The following is a 26699-nucleotide window of genomic DNA, read 5'->3' on the forward strand; positions in this document are numbered from 1 at the left end:
ACATTAATATGCTATAATTTAACAAAAGACTAATTTAGTTGGGAGTTATAGTCATGAAAAAGCGTTATTTTTTAATCTTATCAATAATTATTTTATCAATTATATTGCTATATTGCTTTTATCCTAGAAAAACTACTATAGGCAACATTTTATCTACTAATTGCAATTTAGAAGCCATTGATAAACTTTATATTAGAGGTGTTAATTCTGGAAATGAAAAAACTATTAAAGATAAAGATGAAATAAATGAAATTTTATCCTACATTTCTACTACAAAACTTGTTAGATATTTTGGTGATACATCAAAAAACAGAACTAAAGGATCTTTTCATATATGTCTTTATGAAAATTCAGATGATGTTTTATCTATTTATACATTAGGGAAAGAATATTTAATAATTTGGTATAAAGATAATTCAAATAAAACATATAAAGTACTTGATGATAGTTTTGACCGTGATTATATGAATAAAGCACTTTCTTAACGTTAATTGAGACTTGAGATAATTTCTAGTAGTTTATAATTTGTTATTAAAATACTACTAGAAATTTTGATTTCCAGTAGTATTTTTTATTTTCATTAAATGCTAAAACCCTATATAATTACATTTAATTTTTCTCCACATTGACTGCACTTATTATTTTTAATGTAAACTTCTGTACTATATCCATCTCTCTTTATAAGAAGTTTGCCACATTTTTTGCAATAAGTATTATTATCTACTCCACCAACATTTCCCACATACACATTATCTAAATATTTTTTAGCTTCTTCTTCTGCTTTTATTATTTTTTCTATTTCCGTTGCTTCATTTTGCATTTTATATTTTGGAAAATATCTACTTAAGTGAAGCGGTATCTCTTTATTTATACTTGATATAAATTGCGCTATTTGTGAAGTTTCTTCTATCGAATCATTTTCGTCATTAACTAATAAAGTTGTTATTTCTACATGACAATATTCGTTACATTTCTTTATAGCTTCAAGTACTGGCTCCAATTTTGCACCACATATTTTGTTGTAGTATTTATTTGTGTATGCTTTTAAATCTATATTCATGGCATCTACAAATGGCAATATTTTCATCAAAGGTTCTTCATTTATATAACCATTTGTTACTATAACTACATTTATATCTTTATCATATTCTTTTATTTTTTTAGCACAATTATAAATATATTCATACCACATAAATGGTTCATTATAAGTGAATGCAATTCCAGTATTATTTTCTATTCTAGAAATAATTTTAATCAATTCTTCTATACTGACGTACTGCGTTTGTGGTCTATTTTGAGATATTTCATAGTTTTGGCAAAAACTACATTGCATATTACACCCAAAGCTTCCAAGTGATAAAATATTCTTAGATGGCTTAAAATGATATAATGGCTTTTTTTCTATTGGATCTACTGCTGCTGAAGTCACTTCTCCATAATTTATAGCAATTAATTCATCATTTTTATTAGTTCTTACTTTACATATTCCAAAATTATTTTTATCTATTATGCAGTTATGAGGACATAGTTTACACTTAAATTTATCTTCTAATTTTTCATAAAAAAATACTTTATAATCCAATAGCTATTCACCTTCTTTATATCTTATAACTTCAAATCTCTCTATATCATATTTCTCATTTTTATTTATTCCTGCTTTTTCACATGCTATATTTAGCTGGCTTTCTATAGTATTTACCCCTTCAAGATCTGGAAGTAACAATCCTCTTTTATATCCAGAAGTAACTATTACACCATATTTCTTAGGATCTAATTCTTCTTTATTACATGATGTTGCTTCCATAAGTACATCCACAGATATATCTAAATCGTCTAATTCTTCTTCTACTACACTCATAAATCTTGGATCATTTATTGCTGCTTCTATTGAATTTCTTATAATTTCTTGTGCTACATTATCTGTCGTTGGAGAAATTGTTCCTATACATCCTCTTAAATTACCAAACTTCTTTAATGATATAAATACTCCATATCTCTTATTTAATAGTTCTTGTGGCATATTAGATATATCAGTTAATTTTATTTTATTTTTAAAATAGTAATTTAAGCTTTCACGTGCTAATTTTACATATGTATTTGATGAATTTAACTTTTCCCTTAATTTTTTTTTCTGAAATTTTATTATAGAATTTAATGTACTGTTTTCACTATTTTTAACATTAAATTTCATTACTCCATACCCAACTCCAAATATTCCTTCATAAGATAAAAGTTTTCCCTTTACTTCTTTTCCATCCATACTACCTAATAGTATCAAAGTAGAATTAAATCCACATTGTCCTGCTTCTTCTATTAAACTTTTCTTCATATTAAATACACTTAAAATATCACCATTTTCAAGATTTTTTATAAATTCATTATCAAATTTTTTCCCATAGGGTGAATAAGTATATGGTCCATCATTTTTAAGTTTATGTGAAAGATCCCCACTAGCTATTATTACAGCTTTTTTATTTAAATTTTTAACTGCTTTGTTCAAGTTCATCCCAAATTTATATAAGTTTAAATCGCCAATCATTGAGTACGTAATATGAACTAGCTTATAATTATTGTAATATTTATTTATAAAATATAGTGGAACCATTGCTCCATGATCTAATTCATAATCTCTGTTAAATCTTATTAAAAATTCTGAATTTACAGGTGCTACTGGAATCTCTGTTTCAGTACACAATTTTATAAGTTCATTATTAAATTCAGTATCTATTTTAATATCCATTTTAAAATTAGAACACCTAAATTGTCTTAAATCTCCCCTAATTCTTTCTTCATTAGATACAACTATTGCATCTGAAAACATAGTTGAATGAGGAGTTATTACAATTATTGTATCTGGTTTAATATCACTTATTTCTTTCCCTATTTCATTACAAGCATTTGAAGTTAATTCAATTTTTTTCTCTTCACCTTTTCCTATATCAGGAATTATTATTGGTGGATGTGGCATTAAATAATATCCTTTTATATCATTCATTAAAATTTCACCTCTTAATATTAGTTTCTTATAAGATTATTTTTACTTCTTTTTAATTTAGTATACTTTAATCTTAATATTAAAAATATTCTTTTAGCTGCTAGAAGTATTTTCACTCTTTTTAGATTAACAATAATTATATATTCTAGTGGAGCATTAACTTTAGCTAAATAAAAATAATGACAGTACATAGAACTTAATCACATACTGTCATTACATTTTCTACTTGTATTTTTATTTAAAATTTAGCACATTTTCTTTTCTGGTACTTCAGTTGGATCTTGAATTTGAGTCGCAAAATAATAATCATGATCATGTCCATCATCGATGGTTATTTTCCCCTTTACTAAATGAATGTGCTTTCCATTTGTTAAATGTTTCTCCTTTGCTATTTAAAATACTATGTACTATGTTCTTTTGTATATTTATGTGAGTTAAATAAAAATACCGTATTATTCGCTTCTCATAAAGATTTAAATAATACGGTATATAATAGTACTAAATTATTTTACTAATAGCTTTTAATTTCATTATAACTTTCTTAGTATAAGGAATAATTAATCTGTCATTAGCAAGAACGGCGTCTGTGATGTCTACGACATCTACGACATCTACGACATCTGCAACATCTACAACATCTACAACATCTGTTAAATCCATTAAATCCATTAAATCCAAATCCATTGTTAAATCCATTAAATCCTAATCCTAATCCAAATCCAGGACCAAACCACATACTAATCACCTCTTATCTTTTGTATATTATTAATATATTCATATTACTATATAATTGTTACTAAACAGGACATTAATTTATATTCTTTTCCATCTATAGTGGCAGTCCTATCTATATAACATTCTCCTTTATATCCTGTAGAATTAGGATCTAAATAATACCACTTTTCATTCTTTACACTTACTATTATAAAGCTTTTATTTTAAAAAATTATTCCTCTTTTATTCCACCATTTAAGCATTTTAAATTTATTATGCTACTTACTTTAATATGTATATAATATATAAAAAAGAGCAAGGCATATCTTCTATAACGTACCTTACTCTTACTATTTATATACTATTAAACATAATATCTTAATATCCGATATTTAATATACTTTATTTTAATATATAGTATCCTATCTTATATCTAAAAATGTTAATAATACATTTTCTGGACCTCTCTTGTAAAACCATAATCAATAATAACAGGTCTTCCATTAATAATTCCCCAGCTACTTTTCCTACCTAAATCAGACAATAATAAATTATAGTTTCTCTTAATATTCTGTAGCTCTTTTGAGTTAAGCAGTTGATTTTTACTTCTAACATTGAAATACTTCAATACATATGAAATATTATATATTTTAATCGCTTTTTGCATTATTAATAAATTAAAGTTATTTGAAGCTTTTATAACTTTTGCAAACAAATCTGAATAATCATTAGATGAAATTTTATACTCAGATTTATTTTGCGCAATTCCAGCTCTATTTTTTGCCACTTTGATTACATATCCATTTCCCAAATCAAACACTTTTCTACTAGAACCTGAACCAATATATCTATAATATCCTCGTTCTATATTCAACATAATTTGATTAAATGCAATAATCATTTCAGACACCTGCTTCATAATAATCTCTTTAAAGCTATTAGTAAGCATTGCATATATTATATTATTCACTTCTTAATAAATTGGTTCCCTACTATTATAAATTAATTACCATCTATATCCACCATATCTCACATTGCAAGCTTTTTTTCTTCTTACTCCACTCTCTTTTTGATAACCATAGAATTCTTTATCAGCTTTTTCTCTTCTATTGGCAATATCTCTTACTGTTAATGCTGTAAGTTCCTTTGGCGTCATTGGCTACTCCTCCTTTGCTACATGACAGGCTACTGTCCAATATGCTTGAATTAAATTAAATCTATTGATTTTAAAAGCAAATTTTCTTTTATATCTTAATCCACCCGTAACCCTATCTGATTCTAATAACTTTATTATTATATTTTCGCATGTAGTATATTCAAAATTTAATCCTAAATCATATACCCTTTTTCTAACTCATATTGTCCACCTGGCAAAATATAACGATTTTTGAGTTATATGAACTTGCTAAAATTTTTTAAAAATTTTTTTGACGTTTACTCATAACCCCTTTATTTTACTAGTCTATGTAGATTCTTTTTATAATAATTACATTTTTGTAAGATAAATTTTCTTTAAATCTGCATATATTCCTAATAATTGTCCATATTCTAAAATATATCTTATTATTTTGTGGTTTTAGTCATTAAATATATGTTATGTGAATATATATTTAATAAATTATAATTAGAGAGGATTTATTATGAGTAAACATTATTTTAATTTTGATAATTTAACCGATAAGTTAGTTCACATTTTATATGTAGCCAAAGTAGAAAATGCTTTAGGCTTAGTTATTGTTGAATTAATAAACTATTATGGAGAAAATACTATTAAAGATTGTATAAGCATATGTAAAATCCGATATCCTTATATATTTAATTAAATCTCTTCCTTATAATAAAATTAAATCCTCTCATAATAATATATAAAAATTTAGGCTATATCTTAAGAATATTAAATATTCTTAAGATATAGCCCTCATTCGTAATTTTAATTAATAACCTGCCATTTCATTATACACTTTTTAACTAACCATATACAATAGTATATTTATAAAATATTTACGTATTATAGCTATACAACGAAATTTTAATTTATATGGTAAATTTATGATTCAAGTTCTGATAATTTAAATGCTTTTTCTTCCTCTACTGGTTTAGAGAATAAAAATCCTTGAACATAATCTACATTCATTTTATTTAATTTTGCTAATTGTTCTTCTGTTTCCACGCCTTCAGCCACTATTGGTAAATTCAATGAATGAGCTGAGGCAATAATTAATCTTAAAAGTTTTATATATTCTTTTTTTACATTCATTCCACTAATAAAACTCTTATCTATTTTTATTAATGATAAAGGCATATTTACAATATAATTAAGGGATGAATAGCCTGTACCAAAATCATCTAAACTTATTGTAACTCCCATATCTTTTAATTCTTTAATTTTCATTATATTTTCTTCTATATTTTTAACTAATATAGTCTCTGTTATTTCTATTCCAATACAATCAATAGATACATCTGCCCTATTAATTATTGATTTTACCTTATTTATAAAATCTTTCTCCATTATTTGAATGGCAGATATATTAATTGAAACTACTATCTTATCTTTTCTGTTTACATTTATTTTTTTTGCAAATTTACAAGCTTCATGCATTATATAATAACCCATATCTATTATTAAATTGCTACGTTCCATAACTTCTATTATTTTTATAACAGGAACACTTGCATATTTTTTGCTTTGCCATCTAAATAGTGCTTCAAATCCTTTTAGTTTTCTATCTATTGTATATTGTGGTTGATAAAATACTTTTACTTCATTTTTGGCTATTGCATACTTTAAATCTTTTTCTATATTTAAAGTTAAGTTTTTTTCTGCTTCTAATTCCTTAGTGTATTTTATAAATCTATTTTTGCCTAATTCTTTAGATTTGTACATTGCAAGATCTACCTTTACAAGCAGCCTATTTATATCTGATATATTATCTCCCATTGCGATGCCTATACTAACAGAAAAATCATGTTCTTTATACATATGTATTTTTTCTAATATTTTTTCTGCTTTATCACATATTATATTTTCATTTTCTACATCTTTAAAAACAGCTAAGAATTCATCTCCACCAAACCTACATATAAAAACATCATTGCAAATTTTATTAAGTTCATTTGCTACATGTACAATTACTTTATCGCCAAAATTATGACCATAATAATCATTAATATCTTTAAAATTATCAATGTCTACAAGCATCATACCTATATTACTATAATCACTTTCATTTTTCATGTAATCATATAATGCTGTTCTATTAGATATTTGCGTTAAAGCATCTGTAAAAGCTTGCTTCTTTATTTTTCTTTGTGCTTCCTTAATATCTGTAATATCTATAAGTGCACTAGCAATTCCTATTACCTCATTTCCTATATCAAATACAGGTGTTTTATAAATTTCCACACTTCTAATTTCATTATTAACTTTAATATCAGACTCAAATTTTCTAGTCTCTTTTGCTTCCATTATTTCTTTATTTTGACTATGAATATCTTTTACAATATCTTCTCCAAAAATTTCATGTTGCATTCTTCCTATTAATTCATCCATACTTACACTAAAGTAATCTGCAAATTTTTTGTTTCCATTAACATATTTTGCATTTATATCAGTTAACCATACTGGAAAAGGTAAGTTGTCCATAAGCATTTGCAATTTAGCATCTTTATTTTTTAAATCAGTAATGTCTCTTGCAATACCTATAGTACCTATTACTTCATCAAACTCATTTATTACTGGTGCTTTATACATATTAAATTGCTTAAATCCCTTTTCCCCAGGAATTATTTCATCAAAAACTACTTGAGTTCTTTTATTCATTACTTCTAAATCAAATTGTCTGCACCGATCTCCTACCATACCGCTCCATACATAGTGATCCCCTTTGCCCTTTATCTGCCCCATTGTTTTTCCACTATGCTCCATAAACTCATTATTTACTTTAATATAATTGCTATCTTTATCCTTAAACCAAGCCATAAAAGGAGTGTTGTTTAACAATGCATCAAATTGAATATCTTTTATCTTAGAATTTGTTTCAGCTTTCATTAACTTAATTTGATTACTAATTCTTAAATCTATTTCTTCAAATCTAAATGGTTTTAATATATAATCATCCGCTCCAATTTCTATATACTCTTTTAAATTCCCAATGTTATCTTTATCTGTACATATTATAATTCCTAATTTAACTTTTAAAAATTCATTTTTTAATTTTTTTATAGTTCTAATAACTTCTTTGTTGCCTATATTTGTATCTATTATTACTAAATTCACATCTAATTTAATAACTTCATCTATACTTCCATGTATTGAAAAGTCTAATCCATTATCTTGAGCCTTATTAGATATTTGTGAAATTTTTTTTGCATTACTAGAGACTATAACTAGTTGTCTTTTATCCATCCGTGAATTGCCTCCTAATATATCCTATAATCAGTAGTATAGCATAATTAAATAAAATATTCCTTAATATCCTATTTTTTCTTATTCTATAATAAAAATACATACTAGGTTACAGTATGTATTTTTATCTTGTTTTAAAATATTAAATTTCTTTTTTAACAAATAATTGTTATATTACTTACTACTTTATTCTCTATATTTTTTAATTTTTTCATCCATGGTTACACCATCTTTTTTATAGTCAATCTTAACCATTGAAATAACTCTAGATGCACCCTCTTCTACACAAATCTCCTGTGATTTTTTTACAATTTCAAGAAGAAAATCTAATTCACCTTCCATTGTTGTTTCCATTGGACCTACTTCATATTTTACACCAGTAGACTCTATGTATTCTATAACCTTATCCACTACTGGATAAATCATATCTTCTGGAACACTTGGTACTACTTGCAAACTTACATTACATACTGACATTTTAACTCCCCCTATTATTGTTTTTATTATTAATTCTGTTTTAAATATGTGTTCATATATTTAATAGGTAAAGTAATCTATATCAATACATTATTAAAACAAGCACTAATTTTGAAATCAGAACAAAATCGCCTAGGCGACTTTAGAGCCGTCGATTTTTTTAGCCATGTACCCTTTCCAAACGCAGTGCAGGAATAATGGTGCGGCATATGATTATTTTTTATTCTTTAGAGATACTCATCATACCTTTAAAATACAATATTCTATAAGTTATCCATAAATTTTCAAGATATATAATTTCCTAAAGAATAAAAAAGCATAAAATCATCTAACTTAGACAATTCTATGCTTATGGTTACTATTTTTATATTATACTTAAATAATACAATTTCTCTACGTTGACATTATCCAAATCAGGTTAGCTGTTTTTCTATCCTATTATAAATTAACTATATATTTTTTCACATATGTTGTCAATATAGGCATTAATTTTTATTGAGTTAATTTTCTTGCTTTATTAATTGTTCCATCAATTTCCTTTGCATATGTTGTGTGCTCTTCAATAATATTTCCTTTTCCTTCAACTTCTGTTTTTATATTTAATATACTCTTCGCTATTTCTTGAACTCTCATGTTTATTTGATCTATAGATTCTGTTTTATCTTGACTCGAATCCTTAACATCCTTACTATCTCCCGGAAAAGTTTCTATATTACTTTCTAAATCATTAGTTAAATTCTTAATATTTAATAAAAGCCTATCTAATTTATCTACTATATCCGTACTTTTTAAAGATTTCTTATTTACTATTTCAATTAAATTTTCACCCCAAACAGTAATACAGTAAATTATAATTATAATTCCATTTAAAATTACAAAAAAATTTAACATATTAGAATATGAAAAGTGTTCTCCTAAAATGCTGGTCGGATTAACCAAAAATAATATTACAATACACATATCTAAAGCAAATGCATCTACAACTAATACTTTTTTATTTAAATATAATGCACCACATATAATACCAGCTCCAAAGACCAATGTGTCAGATGCAGTAGTTTGTTCATTAAAGTTTGCAAACAATAGGTATCCAAAATTGGAAAGTATTATAGCTAAACTAAAAGCTATGGCTTTTATGATGTCCTTTATATTTAAAAAATATATTATAACTGAAACTATTATTATTGTTATAAATGGTAATAAATCATCAATGTTTAATTTAAAATTAAGCATTGAAATAGTCGTTAAACTCATAAATAAACATATAACAATTATAGTTATATAATTTACTTTATGTATCGTTCTAATATCAAAGCTCCAATCATTTTCCATCTTAACCCATCTCCTAATTAACTTAATTTTCCATATCATTATATATTATCGATATTAATTCATTTAACTTTAGTAATCGTTATCACTTTTTAAAATATTTCAAGTATATTAACACTTTTCTAACTCTTACATAAGCACTGTTATATTAATTTATTAACAAAAAAGATCTAGATTGAATCTAAATCTTAATTTTAAATACTATTTAATAATGCTTCATTGTATATTTATTGTTTATAATTATAAGATTACAATTAAATAGCTGTAAGAATCTCATAGTTATTTAATTGTATTTCTATTAGATAATTTTTCTTGATATTTTTTAATTTCTTCTAAAGCTTTTATAAATTCTTCTCCATCTCTAAGATTTATATATAATAGTGCAGATACTGAATCAGTTTTTTCACTTATACGAGTTGCTATTCTATAATGATCTTCTAATTTTTTTACTTCCATTTTATATATTAAATCTAGCTGTGTTATTTTATCACTAATCCTTACATCTATATTTTCTTTTTCTATTTCTACTATAACATCTATTTCTGTTCTTCCCTCTGAAATATTTCCAAACTTAGTGAACGTATACATTGCTTTATCATAATCAAATCTATTACTCTTTTTAAGATTATCTAAAATATATTCACCATCTTTTTTTAATTTTACTAATTCATCTTCTTCATAAAAATGATATTTCCCTAAATAATCCAAAGTATACTTTCTAAAAATATTAGAATTTAAAGTTTCATTCATTAATATTTCACGTCCATTCTTTTATACTTTCTTATAGTATTTGAAAAATATAAAATCATATTCATGACTGATATTAGACTATCAATAATCTAATCTTTTATATACAATAACTCCCAAAGTATCAGCTAATGCCCATCCTATAGGTATTGACCACCATATCCCATAAGCGCCTAATAAAGTTGCTGAAAGTACATATGCTAAGCCTACTCTAGTTCCTAAAGACATTACTGTTAATATTATTGATATTTTTAACATCCCTAACCCTCTATATAAACCATAAAACATAAACAAGAACCCTATTAATACATAAAAAATAGCTACAACTGATATATATTGAACTCCTAATTTTATAATCTCTTCTTCTTTTTCATCTACAAATAATAACATTATGTTTTTTGAAAAAACAAATATTAAACTTGAAGTAACCAAACAAAATGCAATTATCATTTTAACAGAACCTATAATTCCTCTCTTTATCCTCTCAAACTTTTCTGCGCCTTTATTTTGTGCAACATAAGTAGAAAAAGCATTGCCAAAGTCTTGTACTGGCATATATGCTATTGAATCGACCTTTACCCCTGCTGCAAATGCTGCCATTACAGTAACCCCAAATGTATTAACTAATCCCTGCACAATTAATATACCAAAATTCATAATAGATTGTTGAATTGAAGTTAAAATAGAATACTTAGCTACTAATTTTAGTATATCTTTATCTAACTTTAAATCTTTTTTTGTAAACCTAATAAATGAAAGTTTTTTATAAACATATATACAGCTTAATAGTGCTGAAATTCCTTGAGCAATGATTGTAGCTAAAGCTACACCTTTAACACCTAAGTTAAAATTAATAACAAACACTAAATCTAAAATAACATTTATTATTGAAGATATTATCAAAAAATATAATGGCCTCTTAGAATCTCCAACTGATCTAAGCATTGCTGTTGCTAAATTATAAATAAAAGTAAATCCTAAACCAGATAATATAATAATTAAATAAGTTTTTGAATCCATTATAAGTTCATTCGGCATATTAAATAAAGTTAATAAAAAATCTATTGAATTTAAGGAAAAAATCATTAAAGCTAATGTAACTACTCCAATAAATAGAAAGGACGTAATTGACACAGTTTTAAACTTATCTTTTTCATTTGAACCATAAAACTGTGCTAATATAACATTTGATCCCATAGCTAGTCCTATTATTATAGATGTTATAAATACTACTATAGAAAAAGAAGATCCAATAGCTGCCAAAGCATGTGCTCCCACAAATTTACCCACAACTATTGTATCTACTAAATTATAAATTTGCTGAAATATGTTTCCTAAAATCATAGGTAATGCAAATCTAAAGATTAATTTGCTTGGATTACCTGTTGTCATATCAACCATAAATAAAACCTCTTTTATACCTTATTTAATGTTAAAATTTTCAATATACTAATTCTATTTTTTCATTAATTATTCTTATATATGTTAATTCTTAAAATTTAGAACTTTCCAAAATTCTTCATTTAACTTTTTTAATTTAGAATCACTCAATTAATAATTTTTATACAATAAATCACTAGTCTAACACTAAAAATAAACCCATAAGTATCAATAATCAAAATACTTATAGGCTTATAAATTATTATGTAATTCTATATACTTAATTTATATCTTCAATTGCATTAATTGCTTTATCACAGTATACTTTAACAAAAACCACCTTAAGATAATCACCTTCAGGATATTTATCTGAAACTGCAAAATCATCTGGTAATGTATGTTCTTCAAGAATGAAATACTTCTTATTACTTTCTAAAAATGCTTTATCAATAAACTTCTTGAATTTATTCATATTAAATGTAGAACAATTTGTTGAGCAAACTATTACCCCTTCATCTTCTGTTACATCAATTGCATTTTTAACTAGATCTTTGTAATTGCTAGCAGCACTAAATGTATTATCTTTAGAAGTAGCATAACTTGGAGGATCTAATATAACCACATCAAATTTTTTATTTTCTTTTTTAGCTTCCTTAAAGTAATGGAATATATCATCTACAATAATTTCATGATTATTTGGATCAATCTTATTTAATTCAAAGTTTTCAATAGTCTTTTTTAAACTTCTACCTGCTAAATCTACGCTAGTAGTTATAGCACCACCTCTTGCTGCTGCCATTGAAAACGCTCCTGTATATGAAAAAGTGTTTAATACTCTTTTACCATTAGAATAAGTATCCTTTATAGATTTTCTAACATCCTTTTGATCTAAGAATACACCAACCATAGCACCATCATTTAAATAAATGGCAAAATTCACATTGTTTTCTTTAACAACTAAAGGTTCTGGTGCTTTTTGACCACAGTAATAGCTATCTTCATCTACAACCATTCCATTATCTTCAAATCTCTTCTTTTCATATATTCCTTCAAATGAAACTAAAGATTTTATAGATTTTATTATATACTCCTTGAATGCATACATACCTTTGCTATACCAAGTTATAAGATAATATTCATCAAAATAATCTATAGTTAATCCACCAATTCCATCACCGCTGCCATTAAATACTCTAAAAGCATTTGTATCTTTAGAATGATATAATTTCATTCTTTTTGAAAAAGCATTTCTCAACTTATCATAGAAAAACTTATTATCAAAATTACACTTTTTACTATTACTTAAAACCCATCCACAACCTTTGTTTTGCTTTCCATAATAGCCTTTACCTAAAAATTGTTGCTTCTTATCTACTAGTGTAATAATATCTCCTTCATTTTTTAATACCTCTGGATTTTCTAATGTTTCCTCTGATATTAATGCATATTTATTGCTATATTTTTTTACATATTCATTTTTAACTATAACTTTTAATTCTTTCATTTGTTATCCCTACCTTAAATTAATACTTATATTATATATTTATCTCAATTATATAGCAAAGATTTTTAATTTATGTAATTAACAAACTGATTAAATTAACATATTCCATTACTATTGACTCTAAGGCAACACTATGTTTTAGTATAAATAGTATGAATTTTAAAATTATATTAATTAAAATAAGAATATACTTATTTTGATTAATAAAAGGGGTTAATAAAATGGTAGAAACACATAGGAATTATTTAATTGATAATAGTAAAGGTATCTTAATTTTTCTGGTAGTCTTAGGACATAGCTTAGAATTCTTACGAAAGGATTATGATATTGTTAGAATTATGTATACCTTTGTTTATCTTTTTCATATGCCAGTGTTTGTCTTTATATCAGGCTATCTTTCTAAAAATATAGAAAAGGGACGTAAAAATGCGGTAAAAAATTTATTTATACCATTTCTATTTTTCAACACAATATGGAATGTAGTCGAGATGTATTCACAATATTTACCAGGAAATAGCGCAGGTGAAATTACAAATATAACTATATTTTCATTTTTTACTCCTGGATGGGCATTATGGTATATATTTTCAATGTTCCTTTGGAAAATATTTTTACCAGATCTTTTAAAAATTAAAAATATATTTATAATCAGCATCATTGTAGGAATAGCTGCTAGACTTTTTAGTGAATTAGGTACATTTATGGCGCTTTCGCGTACCCTTGCATTTACTCCATTCTTTCTAGTTGGATATTATACAAGTGAAAAGAAATTACATGAATTAAGAAAATTTGGACAAGTTCCACCTATATTAATTACTGGTATAGGAATTGCACTTGCTATCCTATTTGTTAAGCTTTTTAATATTCCAGGTGAATTTCTATGGGCTGATCGTTCATATAACCATTTTGAAATAGGTATGATAAAAAGTGTTATTCTTGCCACCCTAAATTATGGAGTTGGTTTTCTGTTTATATACGTATTTGCAAATTTAGTGCCTAAAAAGGAAACTTTTTTATGCAAATTGGGTAGAAATACTTTATCAGTGTATTTGTTACATACTTATTTTATTGGTGTTGTATTAGGAGTATGTTCTCTTATACCAAGTGATATTGTTAAATTTATAATCATTATAATAGGTACTTTTATTATTACATTTTTACTTTCACGAGATGTTGTAGCTATTAGATTTAATTGTTTCTTAAATGGTCTTAATAAAAAAATATTTGCTAAAGAAAAATAAAAACATAAAATGATGTTGCAAAATGAACTGCAACACCATTTTATGTTTAGTTATTAAAGATTATATTCTTTAGGTTGATTTCCAGAAAAGTCTGCTATTACTGCCTTAGCATTTTCTAAATAGAATATCTCAAAAATTGGATTTTCAGCTGTTCTATAAAGTGATTTAACAAGATCACTTGATTCTATTATGTTTTTCTTAATATTAATGTCATTGGAAAATACAACTTTACCATTTAATCTAATCCAAGCAAATTTAGGACTTGATGTAGTTATTTCTACATACGGATTATTTTTTATTTGTGCAAAAATATCCTTTTCATTGTTTGTACAAAAATATAACTTTCCACTATCTTCAATCATAAATTGAAATGGACGAACTTTCGCCTTTCCATCTAAACCCACTGTTGCAAAATATTGTACTGGATTTTCCTTTAAGAAACTTATTACTTCATTCATTATTAATGAACCTCCCTCTTAATTCTCATTGCATTTTTTTACTTACAATATTATAATAATTACATTAATATCAATTTTATAGTAAGCACTTCAAAGTGCTATAGTATCTTAAAGGATACTATTAAGAAAGGGTGTGACTTCTATGTTAAGTACGTCAAAAGAATTACCAGCTTGTCCTGTTGAAATAACCTTACAAATTATGGGTGATAGATGGAAAGTATTAATAATACGCGATTTACTTAGTGGAACAAAACGTTTTGGAGAATTGAAAAAATCCATTGGTAATATAACTCAAAAAGTATTAACTTCAAACCTTAGGGCAATGGAAGCAAGTGAATTAATAACTAGAAAAGTATACGCTGAAGTTCCTCCAAAAGTGGAATATACATTAACAGAGACTGGTTATAGTTTAAAACCCATATTAGACTCCATGGTTGAGTGGGGAAATTTGTATAAAAGTAAACATTCAAAAGTCTCTGATTCTTAGTTTTCTTATACTTTAATTATAAAATCACTATGGTTTTTTCAAGTCTATACTTAGCGCAAACTTCTACTTGATCTACAATGTGTAAAATGAATACTATGATTATAAAGTTGCTTAAAAAACTTTATAATCAGTTCTAACATTAAACGCCAAAGATGTCATACATAAGCTTTCCATTTTACTTCCATTATTTAACGCTTTATTAATTGCATTAAATAATGAACTTTTAAAGACAATATTCATTATTTCACTATTTTCATAACATCCGCTTTTAATCGTTTTTTCAACAATATCATATATTAAGTTATAGGACATAATTTGTTCTTTAAATAAATTAATTTTTTCATCTCCTTTTAGTAATATAATTTGATCTGAATACTTCACTTCTGGAAATATAAATTCACAAAAAATCTCTGGTATAAAACAAAATAATTCAGTGGTCAAACTATTGTCAGCACAGAAGTTAAAAATCTGAGTATATAAATTATTATATTTTTCTACTGAATCACATTCTTTGTATAAATCCAATGCTCTCGTAATAATATGACTAACATGTATTTTTGAAAAATTATATGGTACATATGTATTTTCTTCTTGAATTAAAATAAAGATTTGTTTTTCAGAGTACAAAGATTCTTGTATTTTCCACACTCTAATATGTTCATTAATAATCTCACTTATGCTACTATTAACGATTCCATTTATTCTACATTCGCAGTTTGTTGAATTACCAGTTTTAGATGCATATATTTTTATATAATAAACTCTCTTATTTCCTAAGCGCTTTTTTATTTCTTCGCCTAATAGTTCCCAATAATCTATTTCTTTCCGATCTACTCTTGTTCCTTGAGCTGTTAAACAGCTTTTATAAAGTGTAAATTCATTTATTTTGTCATAATATTTTATGTTTAATTCATGACCATCCTCATTCTTTAATGCATTAGTTATTCCACATAATGATGATAAAGAAAAACTAGATACTGCATGCTTAATTGCTGCATTAATATTGCTTCCGACCCCTGCTACACATTCAAGTAAATCTTCATCAAAAATTTTATGCTTAAGTACAAATATGACTTGAATAAATCCTTTATTTATTTGTGATACATGAGCTTCTATTGTTAAATCTATTCCTTTAATATATAAATTTTCATTTTTTATTTCACTATCTTTTATTACATTATTCAGTACTCTAATGACTTTTTGATCATTAGTTAAATTTACGTTACTATTAATATCTTCCTTATTGATTTGCACATCTTTTATACTTTTATTTTTTCTATTAAATATTTTTTTGAATATTTTCATTTGATTACTTTTCCTTTTAATTCTATTTTTAGTAATTTATTTCTGAAACTGATGTTTTTTTAAATACTAAACATAAAAAGCCTCATTGCCATCTAAACATAACATTGATTCTATTGAGGTGTTCCCATTATTTATTTTTTCGTGAATATAATTTTTTGATAATTCTTTTCGTGATTTTATCTTTTTCTTAAAAAAATTAAACATACACTCTCCTTCACTTTGCTTAAATTCTTTTTGCTTATTATTTTTAATAAATATATAACTATGTTTAAAATTGCTTATTTATTTTTAATATATAAAAATAATCTGCTAAGTTACACTTTAATATCGGATTATTTTCCCATTACTTTATATTTATCCCTATTTTTATCATCAGTACTTTTATAAATATATATTTTTTATATAAAAAATATAAAATTCCGAAAAATGTCCAATACATCAATTAGGAATTTTATATAATTTGTATTATATTTGTTTCTAATTTTCTCTTATATTCAATATACATCTCTTACCTGGCGTATTATAACATCCATTGCATGATACACACTTAGGATTCTTAATATCTCCACTAGACCACTTATTAATTAAATATATCAAGCTCATATTACATATATTTACAAAATATTCTATTTTCTAAATACAGGTAAAGTACTACATCCAAAGTTTCCACCAGCTTTACTGATCTCTGAATAGTCTAAATAAAAAGTTTTAAATCCTCTTTCCTATAATTCCTTTTTTATTAGTTAATTTAGAAATAAATAATATGTTATCTATTACAAATCCTACATCTCTAGTAAAAACTTGATTTGAACCATAAATAGGATCTAAAAATTGAATCTTTGCACCTTCATTAATAAGTAAATTGATGAAATCATTATATTGCTTTAACATCTTCTTATAATTTAATCGTTTAAATGACAATCTTTTTAATTTAAAGACATATGGATAACACACTATAATTGTCCCAATTTCTTCATAGTGATTTTTATGACTAATGTCCATGATTAATATCACCTGAACCTATAATTATATATTAATTATTTTACCTAAAAAATTAATAATTATTTACAATATGCTTAACATTATCCCTTAATAATAGTATTCAAAAACATAATTTTTTAATCATAGATTACAATTATGTTTTAATTTTTATTCTTTAAACATGTTATTTGAATTTATCAATGATATTGTTAAAAATTAATTATTTTAATAACTTTTTATTTGTATTTAATTAATAATTTCTCCATAAATTTGTATTATTTATACATATTATGGTATAATACTTGAGATTTTATAAAATTTATCTAATTATACTTATTAAGGTAATTGAATGATGCTATAAATTGCTTTATAAAGTATAAAAATATTAAAACTAAGAGGTGCAAAATGAAAAAAAGACTTTTTACAGTACTTTGTGCTATAGCCTTAAGCTTTAGTCTAAGTACAGAGTGCTTTGCTAGTATTTCCTCATCTACTAAAAACTTACGTGAAACTTATTTAAGTAAAAGTTCTTCAGTTGATGAAATTAATGCCGAGCAAAATAATTACAACTTAACGGAGGATATAGTTAACCCTTCTTATGAAGAAAATAATGAAAATTATCCTTTCAAAAAGCTCAATAAATTAAGTAATGAAGAAATAATAGAATTATCTTCAAAAATATCATGGAAAGACATTCCTGATATTTTTAAATACAACGAAGATACCTATGAATTTTATTCTAACGAATCTCGTGTACAAGCTATAATAGATGGACTGTATCAAAAAGCTTGTACCTTTACATCTACTGATGATAATGGAATCGATACACTTGTTGAAATTCTAAGATCTGGATTTTATCTAGGATTCTACAACGATACTTTAAATTATCTAAAAGATAGAAAATTCCATGATAGATGTATTCCTGCTCTAATTGCAATGGAAAATAATCCAAACTTTAAATTAGGTGAAGATGGACAAGATAAAGTAGTGTTTGCCTTTGGTAAACTTATTGGAAATGCTTCTTGTAATCCTGAAGTAGTAAATAAGTCAGTTACTATTTTAAATCAATACTATAATGAAATTAATCAATATCCAACTGATAAATTAAAAGCTGATGCTGTTTTAAAAATAATGAGTGAAATAACATATGATATTAATCAATATTGTTATGACAATAATATTAGAGATGGAAAAAATACTCCTTGGACTGGACAGATAGATGACTTTATCAATGCAATCTTAAAATTTGCTTCTATCTCTGAAATAACTGATGATAATGGCTGGCTTATAAATAATGGTATATATTACACAGCAAAATTAGCTAAATATCATAGTAATCCTAGAATACCGCATAAAGTATTAGATAATTGTTTAGAAACTCTACCTAGCACTTCTGAACAATATATTACTACTTTAGATTTATTAAAAAGTGATTTTGACTCCAAGGATTCAAATGGCAATAACATTGATGTAGATAAAATTATTGAAGACAAGAAAAATACTTTTTTACCTAAAACATATACTTTTGATGATGGAAAAATGATAATTAAAGCTGGTGATAAAGTATCTGAATCTAAAATTCAAAGGCTTTACTGGGCTTCAAAAGAGGTAAAGGCTCAATTTCATAGAATAATCGGAAGTGATGAGCCTTTAGAAACAGGTGCTGCAGATGATGTACTAACTATGGTAATTTATAATAATCCTAAGGAATATAAACTTAATAGAACTTTATATGGTTATTCTGTTGATAATGGTGGTATCTATATTGAAGGAATAGGCACTTTCTTTACATATGAAAGAACCCCTCAAGATAGTATATTTAGTTTAGAGGAACTATTTAGACATGAATTTACTCATTACCTTCAAGGTCGTTATTTAGTTCCTGGTTTGTTTAATCAAGGAGATTTTTATCAAGGAAATAACACAAGACTTACTTGGTTTGAAGAAGGTTCTGCAGAATTCTTTGCTGGTTCAACTAGAACTACAGTACTACCTAGAAAGTCAATGGTATCTGCCATAGGCCAAAATGAACAAGAAAGACTTAGTGCAAATAGCCTATTCCATTCCTCTTATTCAGATGGATGGGACTTCTACAATTATGGTTATACTTTTACAGATTATATGTATAACAGTAATAGAGAACTATTTAAAGATTTAGTTGACTCAATGAAATCTAATGATGTTAACGGTTATGATTCTATAATTGAAGAATCAAGTAAAAATTCAAATTTAAATAAACAGTATCAAAAACATATGGATAAACTAGTTGATAATTATGATAGTTATACCATTCCTTTGGTATCTGATGATTATATGAAAAAATGTGATAGTAAAAATTTACAAGTAGTAAAAAAAGATATTGAAAATGCTATGGGATTAAGTAATTCAGAAATAGTAAAAGAAAGTTCTGACTACTTCAATACTTATACTTTAAAAGGAACTTATAAATTAGATTCAAATAATGGTGAATTTAATAATTGGAGTTCAATGAACGAAAAAGTTAACGAAGCTTTAGAGAAGTTAAATAACCTGCCATGGAATGGATATAAAACAATTACAGGTTACTTTATAAATCCTAGAGTAAATTCAGCTAATGAAGTTAAATATGATGTTGTATTCCACGGATTACTATATCATAATGACAACTTTAGCGAAGAACCTACAATTACATTAACTGCTCCAGAACAAGGTAATGCAGGAGAAAAAATTAAATTTACTAGTGAATGTTCAACAGATGACAGCAATTTCTCTTATGCTTGGGATTTTGGTGATGGAAATACTAGTACTGAAAAGAATCCTACTCATATATACAAAACTTCTGGAAATTATACAATAAAGCTTACAGTTACAGATTCAAAAGGCTTTGAAATAGAAAAATATTCAGAAATATCTATACACAAAGTACTTACTGGCAATCCAGTATATGAAAAAGAAGATAATAATCGTTTTGAAAATGCTAATGAAATTAATTTAAATGATTTAGTCTCAGGTGATTTACAAGCTGATGATTCTCAAGATACATTTTCTTTTGAAGTTACAAAACCAGATGATATAACTATTACTTTAGAAAATAATTCTCAAGATAAAAATAGTTTTAATTGGTTATTATTTGACGCTGAAAATACAAATGATTACTTTGCTTTCCCAGAAACTAAAATGAATCAACTTTCAAAAACTGTTAGCATTGATAAACCTGGGAAATATTATTTAGTTGTATATCAAAGTTCTAAAGAAAAAACTGATTATAAATTTGTAGTTGATGGTAGTTTTGTTGAAACTCCTGAAGTAGATCCAGATGAGGATACTGATGAGACTCCAACTGAAACACCAGATACAGATGAAGACAATAATAAAGACGAAGATTTTAATAATGATAATATAAACGTCGATGAAGAAGAATACAATGATAATTTTGAATGTGCTAATAATATTTTTAAAAATCAAATAATGAATGGAAATTTAGATTCTTCTGATAGATGTGATACATTTTCTTTTAATGCATTAAGTACTGGAACTATAAATGTAACGATAGAAAATTCTAATAGTGACTCATCTACTATTAATTGGCTTGCTTATAATAGTGATGACACTGATAATTATATTGGATATGCATCAGAAAATGATGATAATAAATTCTCTGGAAATTTTAAAGTTAATAAGCCTGGAAAATACTACATCGTTTTATATGAAGTAAATGGTAATGATTCAGAATATAAACTAAAAGTAGATGGTGATATTGAAAGTTCTCCAGAATCTAACAATAAAGAGGATGTTAAAGAAGAAGAAAATGATGATTCTTTTGGCTCTGCAACTAAAATTAATGCTAATACTACTATTACAGATACATTAAATGGTGAAGATAATAAAGATATATATTATTTCACTGTAAATGAAACTACTGATTTAAATATTGAATTAAATAGTTTAGATAAATTAGGTGTGACATGGCAACTTTTCAGTGAAAAAGATTTAGATAATTATATGGCCTATGGTTCACAATCAGGTGATTCAATTATAGGTAATGTTAATATTGAGACTGGAAAGTACTACTTATTAATATATAAATATACTCAAGATGATGGTTCATACACATTTACAATAAAGTAAATGAACAAGCCGGTAGTTTAGTCTTTTGTTGACTTTCACTACTGGCTATTTTTCTTATGTTAAATATTTATGGTTTTACCACAATGCGTAAGTACTAATTCATTTAAGCTTTAATTGCTAAATCCTTATAATTAATATTCCCTACATAAATATAAAATAAATTGCTTAGGTTATTTTAATCTACTATTTCTAAATTAGAACTAGTAGATTAGATTTGCCTATCTATTTCACAAATCTAGTATATTAATTTAAAATACATTAAATTAATTATAAATATATCCTATAATAATTTGAAGCATATCCAAAAAAAGTATAATATTTTGAAGATTTAAATGGTTACACAAAGGATATTACATTATAATACAATTTGTACCACTTAATGTAAAATGATATAATATAATATGTAATCATCAAAGCGCGCTAAGTTAAAAGATTACAATACAATATTTTAAAAACTTGGAGGAGATAAAATGAAAAAGATATTAACTTTTATGATGGCAACATTATTATTATTATGTACATTTATGATGCCAAAAGCAGCCATAGCAGCAGAAAATAATGAAAAGGTAGCATATAGCATATGTATGCCATTTAATTACACTAAATTCAATACAACTGATGTAAAAAATGTAACATTACATTATGGTATTAATGGATGGAATGATGTTAAAGATGTTCAAATGAATAGAAGAGTATCTGATTATTACATGGGAAGAACATTTGAAACTTTCTTTACAACAATTTATGTAGAAAAAGGAGCAACAGTAGACTATTGCTTTAAACAAGAATGGAATAATAACGAAGTAAAATGGGATAACAATAATAACAATGATTACCATATAGTTGTAAATGAAAGCAACATTAAATAATCTAGATTATCTATTTTATGAATTGTCAAACTAAGTGCAACACTTAGTTTGACAATTCATTATAAATTAACGTTTCTTTATCAATTTATTTAGATTCCTAAAAGTTGCTTTTTCTTTGTATTAAGTTTGATATAATACTTAATTTTTATATAGGTAATTTAACTTCAAATATAGTTTTATTATTATCACTATAAGCTGATATCGTTCCTTGATGTAATTCTATAATATTTTTTGCTATAGCCAATCCTAATCCTGATCCACCTATATTGCTATTTCTAGATTTTTCTATCCTATAAAATCTATCAAAAATATATGGTAAATCTATTATAGATATTGCTTCACCATAATTTATTACTTGAACAACTGCCATATTACCTTCAGACTTTGTTGTTATATCAACATAATATCCATCTTTTCCATACTTAATTGCATTAGATAATAAATTTTCAAATGCTCTAACTAATTTTTCTGAATCTACATTTACTATTAATTTATCATCTGAAAATTTAATTCTTGATTTCATATTTTCATTTTTAAATTGGTATTCGAAATAAGCTACTACTTGACCTAAAAGTTCTACTAAATTAATATTAGCTCTTTCTAATTTAACAGTGTTATTTTGCATTTTAGTGAGTTCGAATAAATCATTTATAAGTAAATTTAAACTCTTTGATTTTTCATATGCTATATTAACATAATATCTTAGTTGGATTTCATCTCTATATTTGTCACAATCAATAATCTCTAAATATCCCATTATTGAAGTTAAAGGAGTTCTTAAATCGTGAGAAACGTTAGTTATTAAATCATTTTTTGTTTTCTGTGCTTTTCTTTCCTCTATAGTTCTCTTTTTAAGTTGTTTTGATATATTATTTATATTTTCAGCTAAATTTTTCATATCCCCCTTAGCCTCAACTTCTATTAACTTATCTAAATCACCTTTAGCCATTACTTTAGTTTCATTTATAATAGAAGCTAAACTTTTATTTTTTTTATATGTAATAATAAAATGAAATAACAAAAATGATGGTAACCCAATTATTATATAAATATAATTCCCAAAAATTCCATACTTTAAAATATACCAATAATCCCATACATAGTTTATAAATTGAATTTTAGTATACATATATAATAATATTATTATTTCTTTAATTATAGTTAACATTACATACATTAAAGTAATAGAAACTAATAAATCAACTATTGATACTAACCAATATTTATATAATCTTTTATTTTTCAATTTTATAACCAACTCCCCATACTGTATGAATTATTTTATTTCCTCCCATATACTTTTCTAATTTATCTCTAAGTCTACTCATATGTACCATAACAGTATTGTTAGATTGATAATATCTTTCTTTCCAAACTTTTTCAAAAATTTCTTCTGCACTAAATACTCTCCCTCTATTTGTAGCTAGTAAATATAATATTTCAAATTCTCTAGCCGTCAAAGAGACTTCATTATCATCTATTGTTATTTTATGTTTCCCTTTATCTATAATCATGGACTCAATTCTTATTATGTCATCTGAAACTTGTATTTTAGTATTAAAAAAATATGTTCTTCTAAATAATGCCCTTATTCTAACAGAAAGTTCTAAATGATTAAAAGGCTTACAGACATAATCATCTGCACCAGTCATAATTCCTTGTATTTTATCCATATCCTCTCCCTTTGCACTTAACATGAGAATTGGTATATTATACTTTTCTCTTGCTTTTCTGCAAACTTCAAATCCATCCATCCCTGGCATCATTACATCTAGGACCATTAAATTAATTTCTTCTTTTTTCAATATTTCCAAAGCTTCTTCTCCACATTTTGCCTTAAAAACGCTGTATCCTTCATTCCTAAGATTTATTTCTAACAGATTTCTTATTTCTTTTTCATCATCAACTACAAGAATATTATTATTCATATACCCCTCCTATTTTATAATTGATTTCCTAAGTACTCCTCTAGTGTAATTTTATTATCATAAATATACTTAGCAGCTTTTTTTCCAACATATCTAATGTGCCAAGGTTCATATTCTATACCAGTTATATTCCTTTTTCCATAAGGATATCTTATAACAAAACCAAATCTATAGCAATTTTCTGCAAGCCAATCTGCTTCTTTTGTTCCTTTTACAAAATACTTATCTTCATTAGTAATATCAATACATACTCCTGTTTGATGTTCGCTAAATCCTGGCTTAGCAACGTATGCGTCTGCACTTTCCTTACCTACTGTTTTCACTCTGTTATTATAGATATTTTTTTGTGATTTATATGATCTATATGCTGAATTTCCTAATAATGTTATTCCTTCCTCTTGTGCTGTATTAACTAATTCTTCTAATGGTTCTACAATTATTCCTGCTACATGCTTTTCTTCATTGCTTACATCGTCAACAAATGGTATGTTAGGAATAGTTAAATTTTCTGGTTTATACTCTTTATTTAGACCATATTCCCTATTTACCAATATTATTTTATTATTATCTTCATTTATTAAATTATCTTTACTATTTAAATTAAATTTATTTTCTTTACTATTTGTTTTCTGTGATTCCATACATAAAAAACTATTAACTACAAATAATCCTCCTATAACTATAATAAATACTAAAATATTTTTTAATCCTTTTTTCATTTACTCTCCACTCCTTATAATCTCTTAAGTTCATTGTAAAATATAGAATTTACAACACTTATAAAAATTTCTTACGAAATCTTAAGCTTTATAAGATTTGAAGTTTAGAATATTTATATATAGCTATAATAACTAACTCTTCACAAAAAAATAGTTGTTTAGTAGTTATTTAATTGCATTTATCTAGTATTTTTAATTTGGTTTACTTATTTCTCATTCCTGTTCTACCTCTTTGTATTTTAAACATAACAAAAAAGACTATAGCTAAAGCTACAGTCTTATTTATAACAATTTAAAATTATCTTCTATTTTGTTCTTTTTTAGCTCTTCTGCAAGCTGCACATCTTGTTGGTTCGTTATCGAATCCTTTTTCTTTGTAGAATTCTTGTTCTCCTACTGTAAATATGAATTCACTACCGCAATCTCTGCATACTATTGTCTTATCTGTCATAATAATTCCTCCCTAATTTAAAGATCTTAATTCATTAATAATCTCCATTTACGAGAAACTATTTTAAATACAAGTCTTTATTTTAGTAACATTTCTGCTACTCACTTATAATAACACATAACTTTAATTATTGCAACATAAAATTATTTTTTTGAAAAAGCAATTATTGATATTTATCTAAAGCAAACAATGCGAGAATCATTCTTAATAATTTCAACTTATTATAGGCATGTTCCTATGATAAAAATTTCATACGTTATTGATTTTTCTTAAATAATTTACTTCTTAATAAAAACATATATTTAATACCTTTCTATGAATCCTTCTTTACCATAATCTTTATGATAATATATACTCCTTAAATCTTTTAGATTTTTTTTATTTTGCATAATTTTAACCGTATCGTTTTCCTAGTATCTATTTTTATCATTTTTTATTACATTCATTGACTACAATACTTTTAAGTGATATTATTTTACTAAAACAGTTATTATTTAAATATTGATTATTTGTAGAGCTTGGTTGTTTTTTAACAAATACCAAGCTTTTATTGTGTGCCCAGCATGGGCACGTACTAATCGGTGAAAGTCCGTAATGGG

Annotated in this window: 27 protein-coding genes and 1 pseudogene; 6 read left to right on the plus strand and 22 right to left on the minus strand. The window is 25.3% G+C overall.

Annotation, left to right across the window (positions count from 1 at the left end; all coding sequences use genetic code 11):
* Nucleotides 1–53 precede the first annotated feature (53 nt).
* Nucleotides 54–485 (plus strand): hypothetical protein, encoded by a 432-nt coding sequence (locus RYM86_RS01145; RefSeq protein WP_315076688.1) that lies wholly within the window; start codon nt 54–56, stop codon nt 483–485.
* 110 nt (nt 486–595) lie between these two features.
* On the opposite strand, the gene amrS is transcribed toward RYM86_RS01145, so the two are convergent.
* The 7 genes and pseudogenes from amrS to RYM86_RS01180 all read right to left on the minus strand — a co-directional run bounded on the left by amrS (nt 596) and on the right by RYM86_RS01180 (nt 4865).
* Nucleotides 596–1582: an AmmeMemoRadiSam system radical SAM enzyme gene (gene amrS / locus RYM86_RS01150; RefSeq protein ID WP_315076690.1), complete on the minus strand. Its 987-nt coding sequence runs from the start codon at nt 1580–1582 to the stop codon at nt 596–598.
* A 3-nt stretch (nt 1583–1585) separates the two neighbouring features.
* Entirely contained in the window at nt 1586–2995 is a 1410-nt protein-coding gene (gene amrA, locus RYM86_RS01155; RefSeq protein WP_315076692.1) for an AmmeMemoRadiSam system protein A, read from the minus strand.
* 245 nt (nt 2996–3240) lie between these two features.
* On the minus strand, nt 3241–3387 hold the full coding sequence (locus tag RYM86_RS01160; RefSeq protein WP_315076755.1) for a YmaF family protein: 147 nt from the start codon (nt 3385–3387) through the stop codon (nt 3241–3243).
* A 106-nt stretch (nt 3388–3493) separates the two neighbouring features.
* Nucleotides 3494–3691, minus strand: coding sequence for a hypothetical protein (locus tag RYM86_RS01165; protein WP_315076694.1), 198 nt, complete (start codon nt 3689–3691; stop codon nt 3494–3496).
* A 119-nt stretch (nt 3692–3810) separates the two neighbouring features.
* Nucleotides 3811–3894, minus strand: a pseudogene (locus RYM86_RS01170) (cell wall-binding protein); the annotation flags it as partial.
* Nucleotides 3895–4151: 257 nt separating this feature from the next.
* The gene (locus RYM86_RS01175) at nt 4152–4610 is read right to left on the minus strand and encodes a hypothetical protein (protein WP_315076759.1); all 459 of its coding nucleotides are present in this window, start codon (nt 4608–4610) and stop codon (nt 4152–4154) included.
* A 105-nt stretch (nt 4611–4715) separates the two neighbouring features.
* The gene (locus tag RYM86_RS01180) at nt 4716–4865 is read right to left on the minus strand and encodes a hypothetical protein (protein WP_315076695.1); all 150 of its coding nucleotides are present in this window, start codon (nt 4863–4865) and stop codon (nt 4716–4718) included.
* A gap of 484 nt (nt 4866–5349) precedes the next feature.
* On the opposite strand from RYM86_RS01180, the gene RYM86_RS01185 reads away from it, so the two are divergent.
* Nucleotides 5350–5532 carry a hypothetical protein gene (locus RYM86_RS01185; RefSeq protein WP_315076698.1) on the plus strand — a complete coding sequence of 61 codons (183 nt, stop codon included), beginning with the start codon at nt 5350–5352 and terminating at the stop codon, nt 5530–5532.
* Nucleotides 5533–5756: 224 nt separating this feature from the next.
* Here RYM86_RS01185 and RYM86_RS01190 read toward each other — a convergent pair whose 3' ends face one another.
* The 6 genes from RYM86_RS01190 to RYM86_RS01215 all read right to left on the minus strand — a co-directional run bounded on the left by RYM86_RS01190 (nt 5757) and on the right by RYM86_RS01215 (nt 13554).
* A complete protein-coding gene (locus RYM86_RS01190) occupies nt 5757–8117 on the minus strand; it encodes an EAL domain-containing protein (protein WP_315076699.1) in 2361 nt (786 codons plus the stop codon).
* Nucleotides 8118–8303: 186 nt separating this feature from the next.
* A complete protein-coding gene (locus tag RYM86_RS01195) occupies nt 8304–8594 on the minus strand; it encodes a thiamine-binding protein (RefSeq protein WP_315076701.1) in 291 nt (96 codons plus the stop codon).
* Nucleotides 8595–9086: 492 nt separating this feature from the next.
* A complete protein-coding gene (locus RYM86_RS01200; protein ID WP_315076703.1) occupies nt 9087–9926 on the minus strand; it encodes a hypothetical protein in 840 nt (279 codons plus the stop codon).
* Nucleotides 9927–10202: 276 nt separating this feature from the next.
* Nucleotides 10203–10673 (minus strand): hypothetical protein, encoded by a 471-nt coding sequence (locus RYM86_RS01205; RefSeq protein WP_315076706.1) that lies wholly within the window; start codon nt 10671–10673, stop codon nt 10203–10205.
* Nucleotides 10674–10754: 81 nt separating this feature from the next.
* Nucleotides 10755–12071: an MATE family efflux transporter gene (locus tag RYM86_RS01210; RefSeq protein ID WP_315076708.1), complete on the minus strand. Its 1317-nt coding sequence runs from the start codon at nt 12069–12071 to the stop codon at nt 10755–10757.
* 259 nt (nt 12072–12330) lie between these two features.
* Nucleotides 12331–13554, minus strand: coding sequence for a class I SAM-dependent rRNA methyltransferase (locus RYM86_RS01215; protein ID WP_315076711.1), 1224 nt, complete (start codon nt 13552–13554; stop codon nt 12331–12333).
* A gap of 221 nt (nt 13555–13775) precedes the next feature.
* On the opposite strand from RYM86_RS01215, the gene RYM86_RS01220 reads away from it, so the two are divergent.
* On the plus strand, nt 13776–14795 hold the full coding sequence (locus tag RYM86_RS01220; RefSeq protein WP_315076713.1) for an acyltransferase family protein: 1020 nt from the start codon (nt 13776–13778) through the stop codon (nt 14793–14795).
* Between the two features lie 53 nt (nt 14796–14848).
* Here RYM86_RS01220 and RYM86_RS01225 read toward each other — a convergent pair whose 3' ends face one another.
* Nucleotides 14849–15253 carry a pyridoxamine 5'-phosphate oxidase family protein gene (locus RYM86_RS01225; RefSeq protein WP_315076715.1) on the minus strand — a complete coding sequence of 135 codons (405 nt, stop codon included), beginning with the start codon at nt 15251–15253 and terminating at the stop codon, nt 14849–14851.
* Nucleotides 15254–15395: 142 nt separating this feature from the next.
* Between RYM86_RS01225 and RYM86_RS01230 the strand changes: the two genes are divergently transcribed.
* Nucleotides 15396–15740: a helix-turn-helix domain-containing protein gene (locus tag RYM86_RS01230; RefSeq protein WP_315076716.1), complete on the plus strand. Its 345-nt coding sequence runs from the start codon at nt 15396–15398 to the stop codon at nt 15738–15740.
* A 111-nt stretch (nt 15741–15851) separates the two neighbouring features.
* On the opposite strand, the gene RYM86_RS01235 is transcribed toward RYM86_RS01230, so the two are convergent.
* The 4 genes from RYM86_RS01235 to RYM86_RS01250 all read right to left on the minus strand — a co-directional run bounded on the left by RYM86_RS01235 (nt 15852) and on the right by RYM86_RS01250 (nt 18047).
* Complete coding sequence (locus tag RYM86_RS01235) at nt 15852–17045, minus strand: DUF6348 family protein (RefSeq protein WP_315076718.1); 1194 nt, start codon at nt 17043–17045, stop codon at nt 15852–15854.
* A gap of 66 nt (nt 17046–17111) precedes the next feature.
* The gene (locus RYM86_RS01240) at nt 17112–17249 is read right to left on the minus strand and encodes a hypothetical protein (RefSeq protein WP_315076720.1); all 138 of its coding nucleotides are present in this window, start codon (nt 17247–17249) and stop codon (nt 17112–17114) included.
* A gap of 273 nt (nt 17250–17522) precedes the next feature.
* On the minus strand, nt 17523–17648 hold the full coding sequence (locus tag RYM86_RS01245) for a hypothetical protein (RefSeq protein WP_315076722.1): 126 nt from the start codon (nt 17646–17648) through the stop codon (nt 17523–17525).
* Between the two features lie 105 nt (nt 17649–17753).
* Entirely contained in the window at nt 17754–18047 is a 294-nt protein-coding gene (locus tag RYM86_RS01250; RefSeq protein WP_315076724.1) for a hypothetical protein, read from the minus strand.
* 384 nt (nt 18048–18431) lie between these two features.
* Here RYM86_RS01250 and RYM86_RS01255 point away from each other — a divergent pair, with 384 nt between their 5' ends.
* Nucleotides 18432–22133, plus strand: a complete 3702-nt coding sequence (locus RYM86_RS01255) for a collagenase (RefSeq protein WP_315076726.1) — start codon at nt 18432–18434, stop codon at nt 22131–22133.
* Between the two features lie 470 nt (nt 22134–22603).
* Nucleotides 22604–23002: a carbohydrate-binding protein gene (locus RYM86_RS01260; RefSeq protein WP_315076728.1), complete on the plus strand. Its 399-nt coding sequence runs from the start codon at nt 22604–22606 to the stop codon at nt 23000–23002.
* 145 nt (nt 23003–23147) lie between these two features.
* On the opposite strand, the gene RYM86_RS01265 is transcribed toward RYM86_RS01260, so the two are convergent.
* The 4 genes from RYM86_RS01265 to RYM86_RS01280 all read right to left on the minus strand — a co-directional run bounded on the left by RYM86_RS01265 (nt 23148) and on the right by RYM86_RS01280 (nt 26100).
* Complete coding sequence (locus RYM86_RS01265) at nt 23148–24248, minus strand: HAMP domain-containing sensor histidine kinase (RefSeq protein ID WP_315076730.1); 1101 nt, start codon at nt 24246–24248, stop codon at nt 23148–23150.
* The gene (locus RYM86_RS01270; RefSeq protein WP_315076732.1) at nt 24238–24930 is read right to left on the minus strand and encodes a response regulator transcription factor; all 693 of its coding nucleotides are present in this window, start codon (nt 24928–24930) and stop codon (nt 24238–24240) included. Before RYM86_RS01270 ends, RYM86_RS01265 begins: the two co-directional genes overlap by 11 nt.
* Before the next feature lie 14 nt (nt 24931–24944).
* Entirely contained in the window at nt 24945–25649 is a 705-nt protein-coding gene (locus RYM86_RS01275) for a M15 family metallopeptidase (protein ID WP_315076734.1), read from the minus strand.
* Nucleotides 25650–25947: 298 nt separating this feature from the next.
* A complete protein-coding gene (locus tag RYM86_RS01280; protein WP_012423759.1) occupies nt 25948–26100 on the minus strand; it encodes a zinc-ribbon domain-containing protein in 153 nt (50 codons plus the stop codon).
* Nucleotides 26101–26699 lie beyond the last annotated feature (599 nt).

The sequence above is a fragment of the uncultured Clostridium sp. genome, from assembly GCF_963527835.1.
Lineage (GTDB): Bacteria > Bacillota > Clostridia > Clostridiales > Clostridiaceae > Clostridium.